This window comes from Methylobacterium sp. E-046 (assembly GCF_022829625.1).
GTDB lineage: Bacteria > Pseudomonadota > Alphaproteobacteria > Rhizobiales > Beijerinckiaceae > Methylobacterium > Methylobacterium longum.
The window spans coordinates 1-17,311 of the sequence record NZ_JAKSYP010000226.1 but is presented as its reverse complement, the minus strand read 5'-3'; the positions used below and the strand labels follow the sequence as shown (position 1 = coordinate 17,311).

Sequence of the window (17,311 nt, the reverse complement as noted above, 5' to 3'; positions counted from 1 at the left end):
CAGCGGGCGGGATACCGGCCGAAGGGGTTGGGGCTACCACCATTCCAGTTTGAGCAGGACTGGCGTCGCTGACGGCTAGGCCAGCCGACGGTCCCGTTGTGATGGTCCGCATCGGTTGTCCGTTTGAAACTAGACGCGGAGGCTGTTGGGAGATTGGCACGACGGCCGCGGGCTTTTTGAACTGCTCCCCTTGAGGGCTAGGGCCATGGGAAACCCAGAGCGCAGTAAGCGCGACCGAGACTACCGCCAACTCGGTACTGATGGAAAAAACGGATCGCACCGTTACCCCCTGACGTTGGCAGCGAGGCCGTGTGCCGTTCACCTATTGCGTCTTCGAGGCAGCCTCATACGGAAGAGTTATTCGAGTACGGTAGCTGGATCGGACACGCAGCATGCGGTTCCGCGAACCAGGACCCTACTGACCCGTTCGCCATATGGGCACACCGCGTGCCGAGGTGGCATTCTAGACGGTACCGTAGGACGGAGTAGAGCAGATATGGCCAACGAGATCCCGAACGTCCCTGGTGGTCCCCATTTGCGGACCGTAGCCATGCCGCGGGACACCAATGCCTCTGGTGCAATTTTTGGAGGTTGGACCGTCTCTCAAATGGATTTGGCGGGCGGGACCTTCGTGGCTCAGCGGGCTCCAGGCAAGTTCGTGACAGTCAGCATTGACGCCATGCGCTTCCTCAGGCCGATCTCAGTCGGCGACGAGGTAGGCGTCTACTGCACCCTTCAGCAGCAAGGCGACACGTCGATAGCGGTCAAGATCGAGACCTGGGTTCGGGACCGCTCCGGCACCAACCCAGAGAAGGTGACCGAGGGCGTGTTCACCTACGTGGCTCTGGACGAGAACGGGAAGCCTCGCGCTCTTGATACCCATTAGTGAGGCCAACCGGGGCGCGGGTTTCCGCTGGTCGAGTTGAACTCTTAAGCACACTCGTGTCTCCATGACGAAGGCAAGGCGCTTACTAGGCCTCTCCTTCATCCCAGCCGTAGCGATATGGCCACTAACAACACGAGAACCTTCATATACGGCGGATGACGGCTCGCCAGAAACAATAGGCGCCCCTGTGTGTCAATGTTCGTTGCGGTCTGCGAAGAGCTCCAGATAAACAACGTTACGTGGCTGATCTCTGAATATTCTGTGAGATGTTTTTGGACATGCAGCGTCAGCAAGGGACCTCAGATCTTCTTCGTTGCGGTAAATAAGACACCAATCCATGAAACCAGCCATGAATCCGCGGCCGTGACTGTCCCGTGTGAAGTTCGCAATCGAGAGAATTCCGCCGGACTGCAGGCGGGAGAACATCGCCTTAATCAAAGCGACTGCTGTGTTGTCTTGCAGATAGTCGAATAGACCTGCGGAATATACCAAATCAAATCTTTTGGAAGCGGCGCGCTCTCTGATCAGCGAGGCGAAGCTCTTCGCCTGCCCGGATATGACATATTCTTTGTAGGTCGATCTAGCTTCGGCAATGGAATCCGCATCTTGGTCAAGCGCGGTAAACCTGACGTTGGTATGTGAGGTGATGTCTCGGAGGCGGTCGAGCTCCCGCATGTGGCCTGAGGCCACTGACAGGACTTCTGCCGTCTCCCTGGAGAGCATGGTGCTGTTTATCAGAGTGGCCAGGTAGTCGCGGCGCCATAGAATGCTTTTGGCGTTCGGCAAACTCGTCGTAGCTTCGTGTATTACCCCGGCTATTCCGTCTAAAGAAGATCTGGTCGGCCTATATATGTAATCTAGCATGACCGCATCACCCGCATAGCCGCGAGGCTTTTCGAATGCGCGCCGCGCATATGGGTCCATTAACAGGATTTGTGAGAGCGGATGAGACCGGCAGAAGGTTTGAAATTCCTGCAGGTCACCACCTGTCATTGCCTCGTCGAACGACGTGCTTAGCTCCGTCGCCAACCAATCTATCACACCTAATTCGGGCTCTGCTGAGAGTCTCTCATGAGCCTCAGTCAAAACAGCCTTTAGACGGTCCACGTCCCGCTCCAAGAAGTTAATGTGCATTAACCCTGCAGAGCAGCTACCATATACATTCTGTTAACCACAATGATAAAGTTACAACACATCCACGTTATTTCGTAAGCGTTGCTTAAGTGAGCTCGGGGGTTCAATCCAAGCGTGCCTGTTTGTTGGGCAATAACGGCAAATCGCATGCAATTTGGATCGTGCTTATGTCGGGCTGGCTGCGAAGATAGAGGCCTACGCTGCCGTTTGACCGCACTCGAGAGGGAGGGGAGTGGCGTATGCTACCGCCGAGCCGCAAGGGTATTGGGCGGCACCGCTCGTCCGCCGACTTTTAAAGGTCTCAGGAGCAGTCAAGCGATGGCAGCGGAGCTGCGCTACGTTGTAGATGCATATTTTGAATCGTCTTCGGCCACTTGCGAAGGCAAACGATTTAATGGGTTGCTAGCGCCTACCCCTGCAACTATCCGGTCCCACTCCACAAGCTTTGCTCGACAGAGATGTTCTTAATGATTTGTCGACGATGTAAGTGCCACAAGCCAGCTGGCCTTGAGGGGCGGAGTACCAGATGTCCATGCGGGGTCTCGCTACGATTTTTTCGGCTCTCTTAACGACAACTGCCGTCTGTGCCGCTGATTTCGGAGTCACCGACGCCGGGAGGGTGTCGGCTCTCGCGCCGCCATCGTTCTATCTGCACGCCGGCTTGGCTGGTGTTTTCAACGATCCTAGCACACGGATCAGCCTTGCCGGCATTCGGGTTCTGGGCGCCGCGGTGAAGATCGGAGATCGCGCGACTTTCGCCGTCGAGGCCGGCTACTTCCTGACACCTAGTATCGCCGTGTCCGTGAGTGGCGGCGTTCCACCGCTCTCGAAAGTCGAGGCGTCCGGCACGTTGAGCGGCTTTGGAACCATCGGGAAATCACGGGGAGGTCCATTTTCTGCGACGGTTCACTACCACTTCGACGGCCTCGGAACGTTCCAGCCCTACGTTGGGGCCGGCGTCGCGGTGCTCATAATTTTCTCCGACGAAGATCGGCTCGTTCGTCGATACCGGACGGACGACGCCACCGGGCCAGTACTGCAGGCCGGCTTCGACCTCATGCTTGACTCGCACTGGGGAGCATTCTTCGATGTCAAGAAGGGTTTTGTGACTACGACGACCAGGGGTTACCTGTCCGGTTTGCCGGTTCGTTCCAGCGTGAGCCTCGATCCAGTCGTCCTCCACTCTGGATTGACCTACCGATACTGAAAGCCTCCCCTATTCGCGGCCTCGTCACAGGCAGCCTGCGATCTCGGTTGTCTCGCGGGCTGCATAATCGGAAGGTTGGAGGGCGCTAGCTGATCAAGACGTCGTCGGCTCCAGAGCGGCAAGCGCCCCAAAATTCGGTTGACCGCTGCAGGTGAAGCCAGTGCGTAAGCCGGCACTCAAGGCATTTTGCGGACTGCCGTGGAGTGCCTTCACCGAAACGGCGGGGGATCCGAGGCATCGCCAGCCGCCGATTCAGCGGCTGCAGCTATCCGTCGATGTGTCGTACGTGCTTCGGATATCGCCGAAAAGAATTAGCGATCGATTCGGGCGGAACACGGTATGCTCCGGCGGAGCATGCTGAAATCCGACTGGCAGTTATTTCTCGGTAAGCTTGAACACACTCAGCGACATGTCGACGATAAAACCGGTTTCGAACCTGGCGCCCGCTAAGGATCTGTGAAGGGCCTCCATCCATTCTGACCCTGTTTTACTCTCTTCGCAGATCGTCCGATCTCGGCTCGTCTCGAACTCTGAGTCAGTGTGGCCGGCGGCAAAGGTTGGATCTAAACGGCGATGATACCGGCACTTCCGGACTTGCTCGACGAGGAGCTAGGCAAGCCGTGGTACGTCCGAAGCTCGCGTGCGGTGAAGGCTCTCTACGCTGCGGAGCGTGAGCAATGGCGTCGGCAGAGCGCCCGGATCTCGGCCCACATCGCCGGTGCAGTCTACGTCCTCTTCGCATTTACCGATTATATCCTCGTCAACGACGTGTTCGTGCTCGATCTGCTAGCGCGAATGGCCATAGGGGCTATCTTCATCATAGGTACAGAAGCCCTGTTCAGGGTCGGCGTACAGTCCCTGTATATCGAACTGCACTGTGCATCCGCCACCGTGCTCGCCTATGTGACATGGCTGGCGATTTCTGGTCTGAGCATATATCAAGACAACATGACATATTACGCAACTTATGGCGTAATATTCATGATAGGTCAAAACGTATTTTTTAATTTCAGGTTTTGGGTCGCGATAGTTTCTTCTAGTATAATCATAATACTATCCCAGCTGGATATCGCGGCGCATCGCAATATTGGACTTGAGTATGTCGTCGCTATCGCGGCGCTATATTTTTCAACCTACATCCTCACGCTGTACGTTAACTGGAGCTTGAATTCAGAGCGTTTCCTAGTTTTTCTCAACTCCGCGCGCGCGGAGATCCGCCAGAAGGAGGCCATGGAGCGTGGCGCGGCCCTCCTAAGGCTATCCACGACCGACGCCCTAACGGGACTGGCAAACCGTCGCGCTGTCGATGAAGAGCTGGGCGCCTATTGGCGGGATTGGCAGACCCAGCGTATCAGTTTCGCGGTCGTGCTGGTCGATGTCGATTACTTCAAGATCTACAACGACCGTTATGGGCATCAGGAGGGCGATCGGTGTTTGGAAGCCGTTGCCAATGCCATGGCAACTGCCGGTGCTGAGAACGGCTACATGGTCGGCCGCTTCGGTGGCGAAGAGTTCATTCTTGTCGCCCCGTCTCCAAATCGAGAGCATGTCCAACACATCGCGGAAACGATCCGCTGTGCGGTTGAAAATTTGGGTATCCCGCACGATCAGAGGCCTGACAGTACCTCGACGGTCACAGTGAGTGTCGGCGCCGCGTTCAGTCAAGACGTTCCGGGTACGCGAGTAGAGAGATTGATCACCGAAGCCGACCGGGCTCTCTACGACGCGAAGAGAAGCGGCAGAAATTGTATACAATTATTCAATTTCGACAGTGCCATGCAGGCGGAAGTCGAGGAAAACTTAGCCGACTTGCTCCGCACGGCGGAGGAGCGAAATCTCGTATCGCTTGTCTACCAGCCGGTCTTGAACGCGACTTCGGGACAGATCGCAGGGGCCGAGGCGCTGATGCGCCTGACGACTCCCACTGGCAAGTCCATCTCCCCGGCTGTTTTCATTCCGATGGCCGAACGGATGGGTGTCATCGTGAAGCTCGGGCTCTGGGCGATCAGGTCTGCTTGTCAGCAGCTTCTCGCCACCGACGTGGTCCCACTAGTGAGCGTCAACGTTTCACCGTTCCAGCTCAGGCAAGAGAATTTTTCTCTGATGGTGGCCAATATTATCAGTGACGCCGGAATTTCCCCTCACAGACTTGCCATCGAGATCACCGAAAGTCTGCAGATTGAGGACCAGATTGAAATTTTGAAGAACATTAATGAACTAAGGCTGCTTGGTGTGCAAGTGTGGCTCGACGACTTTGGAACTGGGTTTGCCGGCTTGTCCTGTGTTCGAGAGATCGAGTTTGATGTGGTGAAGGTGGACCGTTCTTTCTTACACGCGACGAATACGGTCAAGGGCGCTGAAATGTTCAAAAGTATCATTGGTCTCGTGCGCAGCACCGGCTGTGCCATCGTTGTTGAAGGGATTGAGACGGAGGACCAGCGTCGCCTTTGTATAGAGCACGGGGTCGATTACCTTCAGGGATACCATCTCGGCAGGCCTACCACGGCGGAGTCTTACGGACGTCCGAATGCCGAGCCGACGAGCCTGCGGCGGGCGGCGGTCGGCTGAGATGATCCTGGTCGAAGCCTCGGTGTTTAGTATCGGTGGGACCTTTGCAGCGCATTGTGCGATAGGCAGAGTGGCGCTGGTGCTGCTACTTCGCGCCACCGGATCGATACTTCTTCGTGGTGCCCGGGCTCGTTTTTACATGACTGATAGCAGCGCGATCGGCTGTGGTTATTTGACGGATAGCGGGCTGAGTGCGATCCCGCCGGCGATCGGTCTTCGGGCTAGAACGGTTCCGGCGAGGCGAGTTGCGCTCAGACCCGTCCATCTCTGTCATTGAGCCCGTTGAGCCGTCCTTCGTCAGCTTCATTCGAACAAATAGTGAATTGGGCTGAATTCGCACGACTTCGTGACTAGAATGTAAAATCACAGCCTATATAGTGTGGATTATTTCCAACGGAGCTAAGAAGGTGGTTGCTGTAGTTGTGTGCGCTCGAATTCCAGGCTTGCTCAGAGTTTCTGACAAAAAGTCGGCTCTGTTTGCCGCGGTTGATAAAATGCAGGCCGGAGAACTGATTGAAGTCGCCGATCTTCTCAAGGATTTCGAGCGGATCAAAGATCGGCAGGCGCGACGTCGCTGCCTCAGCTACGTGAAGAGCACCGCAGAGCGACCAAGTAGGTGATGGGGGTTTCGATTCGTTGTAAGCATATTTACGGTCGGAAATCCTAAGACTCGTTTCCGGACGGCGCCACAGCGCCTTCGAAGCAGTCACGTAATCTCGCGCGCGCCGTCGGTGCCGAGCCGAATTTTTTGCTGAGCCTGATCGAATGCAGTAGGGAACGCTCGCGACTGGCTGCCTGCACAACATTGAATTGCGGTTTGTTTTCACGTGCGCACCGCAGCCGCCCCGTAGCGTGCGGCGGCTCATCAACGACGACGTGATATCGTCTTGGACCTCAGGGAATGGACTTACATTGGCATCCCAAGCCATAGGGCTATGGAGCAGGCTTGCTCCCATAGCAGGGATTTTTGGTGGTAATATGTTCGTCATGAGTATTCTCGTCCTCGCCACTGGAGTAGCTCTCGCCTATATTTCTCCGAGCCAGCCTGAGCGGCGAGTGTTCGTGGAGGGATTGAGTAGTAGTTTACTTGTGCTTGGGCTTGGATTGATAGGATTCCGCCTTCCGATTTTCCGATAGGGTTCGGACGCAATCGGCGCTTCGATGCAGCGGCGTCCATAAGCAAACCGGCGGATGGCCCAGCATGCTTCGGATCAGGATGACGCTCGCTGAGTGCGGAGGCGTGAAATAACCCTACATCCTCCGAGACCACGGATCATTCAGCATAGATCCCGTGGGCATTGAAATGACCGAAGGTTAAGCCCTACTCAGAGCCCGTCCGATAAGTGCCCCATAAGAAGCCCGGGAGGAGGTTTCGGACCTTCGATGCTCAACGTGAGAGTGCTTCTGGCCGCACCGCCTTTGGCCTCACGGACGATTTATCGGACGGGCTCTCAGAGCCAACGGACAAATCTTTGAACTGCGGTGGCCACTTGTCCGAGGCCAGCCATGTTTAACCGCTTTCATGGCTGGAGCACCACTTGCCCGAAGGCAGGTTATTAACCAAAATCACTACAGGGTGCGGTGAAGCAAATGTGCGCACGCACTTCCGGATCCCTCGAATGATAATATCATCAGAGCGGAGTTGAAGCCGCAGCCGCGGCAAAATCCCCAAGGGGGGAGTTGCGCGGCCACTGGAGGGAAGACAAGCTGTTGCGGAAGCGACGCATCCTCGCAATCTCGATAAATGAACACAAAGGCGCCTAGAAGGCAAACAACTACCGGGTATGAAGGCAGACGTTTGCGAAGCCTAACCTAACGCTGCCTGTCGCTGGTTATTATGTGGGAAGCCGATCGTGTCGACGCCTCGAATTGATCGTTCTTTGTTGCCGCTGTCGGTGGCGCTGGGACTTTCGCTCGTTGGCTGCAAAGCCGAGTCGAGCGGAGGTCGCTCTGATGCCCCACAAGTTGGCCGGCCAGTTCTCGTCCTACGGGTAACTTCAGAACTGCGCGTTCCCGAACGCAGCTTTGTCGGCACGATCCGCCCTCGTATCGAGAGCGACTTCGGATTTCGCGTTCAAGGCAAGGTTGCTAAGCGTCTCGTCAACGTCGGCGACGTCGTCGAAGCTGGAACAGTCCTAGCTACCCTGGACGAGACCGATCTCGGGCTTCAGATCGACCAGTCGGGGGCCGAACTGTCTGCTGCTAAGGTCGCTTTGGTTCAGGCCGAGGCGGACCTGAAGCGAACGTTGTCCCTGTCGGTTCAAGGCTGGACACCGGCATCTGTTGTCGACCGGCAAAGGGCGACCACAGAAGAGGTTCGGAGCCGGACGCTTCGGTTGGAGCGGGGGTTGGCACTCGCCCGGAATGCCGCCTCCTACGCTGTCCTGCGAGCGGATGGTGCTGGTGTTGTCACCGCGAGCCTGATCGAGCCGGGACAGGTGGTCTCACCGGGACAGGCGGCAATTCGCGTTGCCTACACGGCTGAGCGTGAGGCGGTGGTCGCCATTCCTGAGGCGCTGGTAACGCTTGTCCGCACTGGCAAGGCCAGTGTGGGGCTCTGGTCGAATGCTGGTGTGGCCTATGAGGCTCGCCTGCGTGAGCTGGCGCCGGCCGCGGATGCCATGACTAGGACCTATCTCGCACGTTTCTCGCTGCCAGGTGCAGACGATGCAGTAAAGCTTGGCATGACCGCTACTGTAACCCTCGGCCAAGCTGAGGGCGAACGTGTGATGCGTGTTCCTCTCTCTGCGCTCATCAACCAGGGGAGTGGGCCATCCGTTTGGATCGTGGAGGATGGTGGCCGTCTTACTCTCAGGTCAGTGCATGTCACCGGCTATGACGCCCAGAACGCTCTGATCACATCCGGCCTCGTTGAAGGTTCGCAGGTGGTGCGGTTAGGCGCACAGAAGCTCGATGCGAGCCAGCGTGTTCGCATCGTCGATTCCCTTCAGTTCTGACTGCGGCCTATGGGAAGAAATCAGGCCGATGCGGCGCTTCAACCTCTCTGATTGGGCCGTGCGCCACCGCCCGGTGGTGCTGTTCCTGATCCTCGCCATCGCGGCTTCGGGAACCCTCGGCTTTCTGAGGCTGGGTCGAGCGGAGGATCCGAACTTCACGATCAAGGTTGCGGTGGTCACGGCAATCTGGCCTGGCGCAACGGCCAAGGAGATGCAGGATCAAGTCGCTGATCGCATCGAGAAACGGCTGCAGACGCTGCCTTGGTTTGAGAAGGTCGTGACCTACTCGAAGCCCAGCTTCACGGCGATGCAGATCACTTTTCGGGACAATACGCCGTCCGCGCAGGTCCCGGCTCTGTTCTATCAGATCCGAAAGAAGCTCGACGACGTCCGCGGCGAGTTGCCCGCCGGGGTCATCGGACCGTCCGTCGATGACGAGTACGGGGATGTCGATTCGCTGCTCTACATGCTCACCGGCGACGGCGCCGATTATGCGCAGCTTAAACTTGTCGCGGATGGGCTACGACAGCGCCTGTTGAAGGTCGAGGGCGTGGTCAAGGTCAACCTTTACGGGGTTCAGGACCAGCGCATCTTCGTCGAGTTCAGCCACGCCAAGCTGGCAACCCTAGGCATCGCTCCGCAGGTTCTGTTCGACGCCGTGAGTCGTCAGAATGCCATAACGCCTGCTGGCACCATAGAGACATCGGCCCAGCGCATCCCCCTGCGGGTTACAGGGGCACTCAATGGGGTCCAGGCTGTCGCTGAGACACCCGTAGAGGCCGACGGGCGCATCGTTCGGCTCGGTGACCTCGCTACGATCACTCGTGGCACTGTCGATCCTCCGGACAACCTCGTCCGCCAGGAGGGTCACCTCGCTCTGGGCATCGGCGTCGTGATGGCCAAGGGCTTCAACATCCAGGCTTTCGGCTCCGGGGTTGAGGCGGCCAAGGACGGCTTCATGGAGGCTGTACCGCAAGGCTTCGTGCTCAGCCGTATCGCGAACCAGCCTCAGGTCGTGGATGAGGCGATGTTCGAGTTCGAGCGGTCGTTCGTCGAAGCTCTCGTCATCGTGCTCGGGGTCACCTTCCTCTCGCTGGGTTGGCGAACCGGCGTCGTCGTGGCGCTCTCTGTGCCCTTGGTCCTAGCACTGACATTCATCGTCATGCAGGCGCTCGGGATCGAGCTTCACCGGATCACGCTTGGCGCCCTTATCATAGCACTCGGCCTACTGGTGGATGACGCCATCATCGCCGTCGAGACGATGGTGGTGAAGATCGAGCAGGGTTGGGACCGAATGAGGGCGGCCGCCTTCGCCTGGGACTCGACCTCCCTTCCGATGCTCACCGGGACGCTGGTCACAGTTGCTGGGTTCCTGCCCGTCGGCTTCGCAAACTCGGCCGTCGGAGAATATGCCGGTGGCATTTTCTGGGTGGTTGCGCTCGCGCTCATCGCATCTTGGTTCGTAGCCGTGATCGTCACGCCCTACCTCGGCGTGCTCCTATTGCCGCGAGACTTGGTCAAGCACGATGGTAACGCTGACGATGCCCGTGGCGATGCGGTCTACGATACCTGGCTCTACCGGGGGCTTAGGCGGGTCGTAGGTTGGTGTGTGCGCTTTCGAGGGACAACGGCGCTGGCTACGCTCGCCGTGTTCGTGGCTGCCATCGTCGGATTCGGTCACGTGCAGCAGCAGTTCTTCCCGCTCTCGGAACGACCGGAGCTGTTCCTTCAGGTCCGCATGCCGCAAGGAAGTGCCATTGGCGCGACGCTGAAGACCGTGGAGCAGGCAGAAGGGCTGATTGGTCACGACGATCCGGATATCGACACCTACACTGCCTATGTGGGCCGTGGGAGCCCACGCTTCTGGCTGGGACTCAATCCGGAATTGCCCAACGAGGCTTTCGCCGAAATCGTCATCGTCGCCCGAGACACGGAAGCTCGCGAACGGGTGAAGGCCCGCATCGAGAAAGTGGTCGCACAAGGCGCCTTGAGTGCAGCGCGTGTTCGCGTTGACCGCTTCAACTTCGGTCCCCCCGTGGGCTTCCCGGTGCAGTTCCGCGTGGTCGGACCGGATCCAGCCAAGGTCCGAGCGATCGCCTACCGAGTGCGGGACGTCGTCCGCCGCAACGACAAGGTTGTCGAACCGCAACTCGACTGGAACGAACTTTCACCGACGATCCGCCTGGTGGTCAATCAGGAGAGGGCTCGGGCTCTCGGCCTCAACGTCCAGGACATCAGCCAGTCCCTGCAAACCCTGATTTCCGGGGTCACGGTCACCACGATGCGTGAGGGCATCGAGCAGGTCGGGATCGTCGCTCGTGCAACGCAGTCTGAGCGCCTTTCGCTAGGGCGCCTATCCGATCTGACGGTGGTGTCTCGCAACGGCGTGGCCGTTCCCGTGGCTCAAGTCGCCCGGCTTGAATACGTGGACGAGGAACCGATCCTATGGCGACGCAACCGCGATATGGCCATCACGGTGCGCACGGACGTCGTCGATGGGGTCCAACCGCCTGACGTGACCAATGCGATCTGGCCTTTGCTGAAACCGATCCGTGACAGTTTGGGACCAGCCTACCGCCTCGAGATCGGCGGTGCCGTTGAGGAAGCCGACAAGGGCAACGCTTCGCTGTTCGCCCTCTTCCCCGTCATGGTGCTAGCGATGCTGTCGCTGCTCATGATCCAGCTTCAGAGCTTCGCCCGACTATCCCTCGTGTTTCTGACCGCACCGCTAGGGCTGATCGGCGCGTCGCTCTCGCTAAACCTGTCCGGTAAGCCATTCGGGTTCGTGGCCCTGCTCGGGCTGATCGCCCTGGCCGGTATGATCATGCGCAACTCGGTGATCCTGGTCGACCAGATAGAGACTGACCGAAAGTCGGGACGGCATACCCTACGTGAAGCGATCGTTGAGGCGACCGTACGGCGAGCCCGGCCCGTAGTGCTGACTGCCCTTGCCGCGGTTTTGGCGATGATTCCGCTGACGCGGAGCGCCTTCTGGGGACCGATGGCCCTCACCATCATGGGCGGCCTGTTTGTAGCTACGTTTCTGACGCTGCTTTTCTTTCCGGCCCTCTACGCCCTCTGGTATCGGCGCCAACTCGATGAACGTTCGAGAGCACCCGATGACGCAGCCCCAGTTAGTGAAGTAAGGTTGGCGTTAGCTGCGGAATGACCATCACTGCCAAGCAAGGCTTTCAGGTCAGCGGAGCCAAGGAAGTGCCTGGCTTCCAAACCGCCTAACGTCGAAATCGGCCTTGTTCTAGTCAGGGAATAAATTTTTTCGCCTTTCTAGCCGTAACGTATTTCCTAAATCCCTTTGCTTCTCTGATGTATTTCAGCGTTTCGTTCCGTAACGCTCGGTCCTTTGGGGTCGCGCCAGGAAAGGCAATGAATAAATCGGCATAACGAGTGCAAATCGTCCCGCTGTATCCAACCGCTTGTTTTGCCTGCTGACCACAGCCGCTGCATAGAAACGTAGGAGTTGGAGCGTTACTCGTGATTTCATAGCAAGTGGCTCGATTGCCGCAGCCGCAGCCGACCATAAAGGGTCGATTGTCGAACTTGACTTCCAGGGACTTACAAAGGCCAATCAATTTTGTATTTGACGAATTGATACAGTTGTCCAGGTAAAAATCTGTCTCTTTCAAAATAAGCTGACGCACTGTCTTGCCAGGCTGGATTGACATAGTCCATTTGCCATTTGATTTGGCCCATCGAGGAAGTCGGTTCAGAGCACGGGATGCTGTGACTGTTCGATAATACATCTAAATACCTAAAAATTATTGGATACAACCATCCTTGCGGGCGCTGTCTGCAGGACAGCGGGTTCCAAGCAATTGGTCAAAATAGGAAGGCTAATCGGCGCCCTAGTCGCCGGAATCAAACTCTAATGAGGGACTAATCAAAGTCTCCAAACGTCAGGGAATATGCTATTCCTAATGAACCTATCTATGTTATAAATCTCCCAATCATAAACATCTATACCGCAACAACACACTTAGATAGCAAGAAAGTGGCATAATACCGACAGATTAGTATCTATCGGGTGAGGGGGAGGTAGATAAACAAAGACCGTTGGGACGGCTTTGTAGTCCTCCCCCTTACCTCCATCTGTGGAACCTTTTTTGAGAGATAAACAGAAAACTAAATTTAGTAGGGGCTATGGTCGACGGCCCACGACCAAGCTCGGTCCATATGCTCCCTGGTCAAGCTCTCTGCGCGTTGCGGCACGATAAACGAGTCATGCACTGGCAACACAGGTATGCCGTCACGCTGACAAGCTTGCATCACTTTTATTGCGATATCGCTATCAATTTTCTGTAGCACAACACCCTTATCTTTCGACAAGAACTGATTTATTGGCCAGTTGTGGACGACGACCTGTTGATACAAATTTGCTGCATCAGCATAAGTAAGCGAAAGTTTCGCGGCGATGGAATAGACCGCACTACGCTCGTTTCGAGCGTTGAAACTTATCAGCAGAGCGTATTTTCCCTGTTCTCTGTCGAATCCCCCTCCGACATCGTAAGGGTCATCATTTATACGGAGGGGACATCCGGACAATGCATAAGCCAATCTTGCGTGAAGAGAGGGATAATCCGGCTCCACAGTTAGTTCGCCATTGATGGTCATAAATTGCCGTTGCCTTTTGGGTATATTCTGCCAAGGACCAAATAGACGCCCCCCGCAGTCAAAAGACGCTCGACAGAAAACACGCCGAATGCTCGGTTCAAGATGGGGGATGTAAAGCTGCATCGGCTCATTCGTTCTGCTCGACCTATGGGGAATGCAAATGTGTCGCTCGGTTTTGCCGACTCCATCTAACCGCACGTCGAATTGCACATCGCGTAAGTGGCTATTGATTTCCTCTACCTCTCGACGCATGGCAATGGTTTCTTCAGTTTCGTTGTAGTCTAGCTTTTTCCGGTCGGGGCCGTTAAGACAAAGACATTCTCGACGAACGGCAGTTAGGAGCAAGCCCCTACAAGCTTCGAGAAGTTTGGGAGTTGCTCGCATTGTCGACTGTGTTCCTCGCTCGCCTTCGTGCGGCGGGCGGGGTGGTGCAATCCGATTGTAAATGTATCCAGCTTCCTCAAGCCAAGACACCCACTTCAGGACTCGTGCGTAGGTGTAACCGCCACCACAATAACGCTTCAAGCCGCAGTAGAAGACCTTTCTACGTGAGTAGGAGACTGCCTTTCCTTGTTCGTGAGCGACGAGCAATTCAGCTATGATGGACAACAATGCACCATGCTTGTCTTTCGGCAGCCCAAGCCGCTCAGTTAAGCTCTCGCTAACATTGTAGTTGAAACCTAAGATGTAATCTCGCTGCTCTTCTACGAAGTATTCTTCGAAATCATCCAGTGTTATAAGCTGATTTTCCAATTTCTTGTTTCCAATTAGTATGCGCCCTCAAGTTTTACTAAATATATTATAACTGCAGCAAGTTATAAGTTGCCGGGCACGTAAGTCAAATCATGTTTGGTGATAGAAAAAACTAAAAAGTTTCAGTAGGTTACCAATGGCCCTGCAGTCGAGCGCGAGCACTGCATCGGCACACACCTGCGCTTTATATCTATAATCTTTCTATTTATCGTCTTGCGGCATGGTTCCACGACCTATAGCAGGATGAATTGCTTCGGGACCGGCGTTCAGGCGCACCTATCTGGCAGCGATGGCCGCCTGCCAATACCCAATCCTCACCCACAGAGACGGAAGGCTTTCGCCAGTCCCTTCCGCCGTGTCAGGCCCGCTGGGATAGGCCGCGGACTTTGTGGGCGGAGCTACGTTGGACCGACCGTATCTGCGGCGAACGCCTTGTGGGCGGAGCTACGGCGGCCCAACCGTGTCAGCAGCAAACGCCTTCCGAGATCCCAACGGCTTAGGCTGACCGACGGTGCTGTCCCGCGCCGTCTGCCGTTCCATCTCGGAGTTTAGCTCGGCACCAAGCAGGACGATCACGACCGAGAGCCAGATCCAGGTCATGAAGCCGATGCCCGCTCCGAGTGACCCGTAAATGCGATTGTAGGAGTCGAAGGTAGCCACGTAGAGCGAGAACACGGTCGAAGTGCCAACCCAGCCCAAGGCTGCGAGGGTGCTCCCATAGCTGACCCATCTCCACTTGGCGGTCCGACGACTTGGGCCATAGCGGTATACCAGCGACAAGCCCAGGCTCACGACGACGAGCATGACGGGCCAACGCAGAACCCGCAACAGGGTGTCAGTTCCTGTCCCGAAGCCAAGCTGGTTTAGGAGATACGGCAGGCCGACGACCGTGGCGATCGCCGCGACCGTTACAATGGCTCCGCCCAGCGTGAAGAGAAAGGTCGTCAGGTAGACCCGCATCAGGTCGCGTTTCTCTCGTTCACGGTAGATCACGTTGAGAGCATCGAAGAGCGCAGCCACACCCGAATTCGCACTCCAGAAGGCGATTAAAAAGCTTAGCAGCGACGCCGTGCCGAGTTTCCCCGCACCCTGTTTAGCAACGTGCTGGAGTTGGTCCGCGATTAGATCCAGGACCCCGCTCGGCAAGACGCCTTGAAGCGCGCTCAAGTGCTCGCCTATGACTACTGGATCTGCAAACAGGCTGTAGAGCGATACGATCGTGGCGATGCCAGGAAACGTCGATAGTAGGGCGAAGAAGGCGACACCACCGGCTGTCGAGAGGACCCTGTCCTGAGGAACAGCCCAGAAGACACGCGTGAGAATGTCCCGCCATCCCTTAGCGGGTATCTGCGCAGGGTGCTCAGCCGAGCGTCCACGGCCAGGCTTGCGAGCCCGTTCTTGTGCGGCTCTGATCGTTTCCGCGTCAGGCGGTCGGGTGCTGACGGAGCGCCAATCCTCACCATCTGCCTCGTCCTGGGTCATGAGGCTGCTCATACCAATCGGGTGGCTCTCGTTTAGCCTATTGCCCTTTGATCTAGCCGACCAGCGAACTCCTCAGGCGACGGTTCCTTGAACGGCCAAATCGAAAGATCGGGAAGAGTTGTAGGAGACACCGGCACGGGGGATCCGCTTTAACACGGCAGACTCGCGCTGAGGCGTCGAAGGCATTAGATCGATAAATCACCGAGCCAGGGCCGTTGGGGATACGTGGTAAGGGGTTGCCTTGGTTGCGTTCTTTACATTTTCCGCCCGCTTCTTTTCACAGTCCACCGAGCCGAATCACGGTTCAAAACAGCGCGTCGTCGCCCCAGAGTTGCAATTGGTTAACGAATGGTTAAGCTCGATACCTAAGTATCAAGAAAGGGGTAGGCCATGAAACAGGTGAATGCGCAGCGCGAGACCAACTCGGCGGCTTCGTCACTCGTCGCCAAGCCAACCCATTCTCAGCATGAGGCTGAGGCGCATCAGGAGCATATGCGCCGTCTCCACAATGCCCGCGCGAGCCAGCGGGCTGCTCGGCATCATCGGATCGCCGGGGTATCGCTTTGACCATCCTGACCCGGTCAGCGGGAAGTTGGTCACAATCCAAATCCCACGACCGCGCCCTCAACAGTCATGAGGACGCCACAGGGCTCACAAGCCGGCTGTTGCTAATCTTTAACGAATGGTTAAGCTCCTACGTAGTTCGACTACGGAGCCACCATGATTCGGATTTTGCCGACGCACGACGGCACCTGGACCGTCTATCGGGGCACGCACGCGCTGGTCACTGGCCTGACTCGCCTGCAGGCCGAACGATACGAAGCCGCTATCGCGCGAAAAGTATTTGCCTAAATCGTAATCACGGCAATCCTTAAGATTGTCTCGAACCTTTTCCTTGCTTCGAGTGTTTATGTGCTGACTTTCGAGGGTCAGTTCATGAACGTATTGGCGTCCGATCAAATTTCAGCCCTGATGCGGAAAGCAGATTCGCACGCTGTTCTCGCGACAGAAGCTGCAGCGATCGCGTTCGCGCTTGTAGGCCAACGGCATTTGGCGGAGGCTGCTCTCATTTGCGCTTCGTCCCGCAATCATAGAATTCGGCAGCTAGAAATTTTAGCGAACATCGGTGTTCTCGAAGTCATAGCCAAGCACTGTTAGCCGAGCCGTGTTTACACGCTTTTCTTCGGCTCAACCGCTACCACAACAACGGCTCTGGGGGTGGGGTCGTTGGCAGGAAGAAGCTCGGCAGCGTAGGCAAGCAAAGCTCCCCCTCCCACACCACCGAGCCGGACAATGACGGTGAAGCGATCAACGTCTCGTCTGAGCATTAAACGGCCAAGCTCGGCGGAGGTTCAAGGGCCGAACTATCCACCTGGCTGCCGTAGCAGTCAGGAAAGCCGAACCCGATGCGCCACCAGTTCATCTACGGAGCATATTTCCATTCGAGGGACCCGGAGCGAAAGCTGCCACTTCCGAGATGGATCCGGCTACTCAACCTTGGAGCTGGATTGACACTCACACAAAACGATCACACATCGGGGTCACCAAGTTATCCCCCCAAACGTAGTCAAAAGCTCCTCGAAGCGCCGAAACCGCCAATTTCTTCAATGGTTTCAGAGCGCCTGCCGGTGTAGCACAGCGGTAGTGCAGCGGTTTTGTAAACCGAAGGTCGGGAGTTCGATCCTCTCCACCGGC

General features: G+C 56.7%; 9 protein-coding genes and 1 tRNA gene. 6 read left to right on the top strand and 4 right to left on the bottom strand.

Features of this window, described 5'->3' with window-relative positions; all coding sequences use genetic code 11:
• Window positions 1–496 precede the first annotated feature (496 nt).
• Window positions 497–886 carry an acyl-CoA thioesterase gene (locus MKK82_RS24290; RefSeq protein ID WP_243987106.1) on the top strand — a complete coding sequence of 130 codons (390 nt, stop codon included), beginning with the start codon at window positions 497–499 and terminating at the stop codon, window positions 884–886.
• Between the two features lie 192 nt (window positions 887–1,078).
• Here MKK82_RS24290 and MKK82_RS34275 read toward each other — a convergent pair whose 3' ends face one another.
• Window positions 1,079–1,993, bottom strand: a complete 915-nt coding sequence (locus tag MKK82_RS34275) for a class I SAM-dependent methyltransferase (RefSeq protein WP_243987104.1) — start codon at window positions 1,991–1,993, stop codon at window positions 1,079–1,081.
• 553 nt (window positions 1,994–2,546) lie between these two features.
• On the opposite strand from MKK82_RS34275, the gene MKK82_RS24280 reads away from it, so the two are divergent.
• Both MKK82_RS24280 and MKK82_RS24275 read left to right on the top strand, forming a co-directional pair.
• Window positions 2,547–3,227, top strand: coding sequence for an OmpW/AlkL family protein (locus MKK82_RS24280; RefSeq protein WP_243987102.1), 681 nt, complete (start codon window positions 2,547–2,549; stop codon window positions 3,225–3,227).
• A 573-nt stretch (window positions 3,228–3,800) separates the two neighbouring features.
• On the top strand, window positions 3,801–5,795 hold the full coding sequence (locus tag MKK82_RS24275; protein WP_243987100.1) for a putative bifunctional diguanylate cyclase/phosphodiesterase: 1,995 nt from the start codon (window positions 3,801–3,803) through the stop codon (window positions 5,793–5,795).
• 350 nt (window positions 5,796–6,145) lie between these two features.
• Here the strand turns inward: MKK82_RS24275 and MKK82_RS24270 are convergent, their stop codons facing one another.
• Window positions 6,146–6,505: a hypothetical protein gene (locus MKK82_RS24270; protein WP_243987098.1), complete on the bottom strand. Its 360-nt coding sequence runs from the start codon at window positions 6,503–6,505 to the stop codon at window positions 6,146–6,148.
• A 1,143-nt stretch (window positions 6,506–7,648) separates the two neighbouring features.
• Between MKK82_RS24270 and MKK82_RS24265 the strand changes: the two genes are divergently transcribed.
• A complete protein-coding gene (locus tag MKK82_RS24265; protein WP_243987097.1) occupies window positions 7,649–8,752 on the top strand; it encodes an efflux RND transporter periplasmic adaptor subunit in 1,104 nt (367 codons plus the stop codon).
• Between the two features lie 28 nt (window positions 8,753–8,780).
• Window positions 8,781–11,921, top strand: a complete 3,141-nt coding sequence (locus MKK82_RS24260) for an efflux RND transporter permease subunit (RefSeq protein ID WP_243987096.1) — start codon at window positions 8,781–8,783, stop codon at window positions 11,919–11,921.
• Between the two features lie 977 nt (window positions 11,922–12,898).
• On the opposite strand, the gene MKK82_RS24255 is transcribed toward MKK82_RS24260, so the two are convergent.
• Window positions 12,899–14,134 carry a hypothetical protein gene (locus MKK82_RS24255; RefSeq protein ID WP_243987095.1) on the bottom strand — a complete coding sequence of 412 codons (1,236 nt, stop codon included), beginning with the start codon at window positions 14,132–14,134 and terminating at the stop codon, window positions 12,899–12,901.
• Between the two features lie 444 nt (window positions 14,135–14,578).
• Window positions 14,579–15,616: a YihY/virulence factor BrkB family protein gene (locus tag MKK82_RS24250; RefSeq protein ID WP_243987094.1), complete on the bottom strand. Its 1,038-nt coding sequence runs from the start codon at window positions 15,614–15,616 to the stop codon at window positions 14,579–14,581.
• Window positions 15,617–17,240: 1,624 nt separating this feature from the next.
• Between MKK82_RS24250 and MKK82_RS24245 the strand changes: the two genes are divergently transcribed.
• A tRNA-Thr gene (locus MKK82_RS24245) sits at window positions 17,241–17,311 on the top strand.

Bases quoted from the DNA above. Each gene is read 5' to 3' on its own strand.
- MKK82_RS24290 (WP_243987106.1), top strand. From the start codon at position 497: ATGGCCAACGAGATCCCGAACGTCCCTGGTGGTCCCCATTTGCGGACC.
- MKK82_RS24280 (WP_243987102.1), top strand. From the start codon at position 2,547: ATGTCCATGCGGGGTCTCGCTACGATTTTTTCGGCTCTCTTAACGACA.
- MKK82_RS24275 (WP_243987100.1), top strand. From the start codon at position 3,801: ATGATACCGGCACTTCCGGACTTGCTCGACGAGGAGCTAGGCAAGCCG.
- MKK82_RS24260 (WP_243987096.1), top strand. From the start codon at position 8,781: ATGCGGCGCTTCAACCTCTCTGATTGGGCCGTGCGCCACCGCCCGGTG.
- MKK82_RS24250 (WP_243987094.1), bottom strand. From the start codon at position 15,616: ATGACCCAGGACGAGGCAGATGGTGAGGATTGGCGCTCCGTCAGCACC.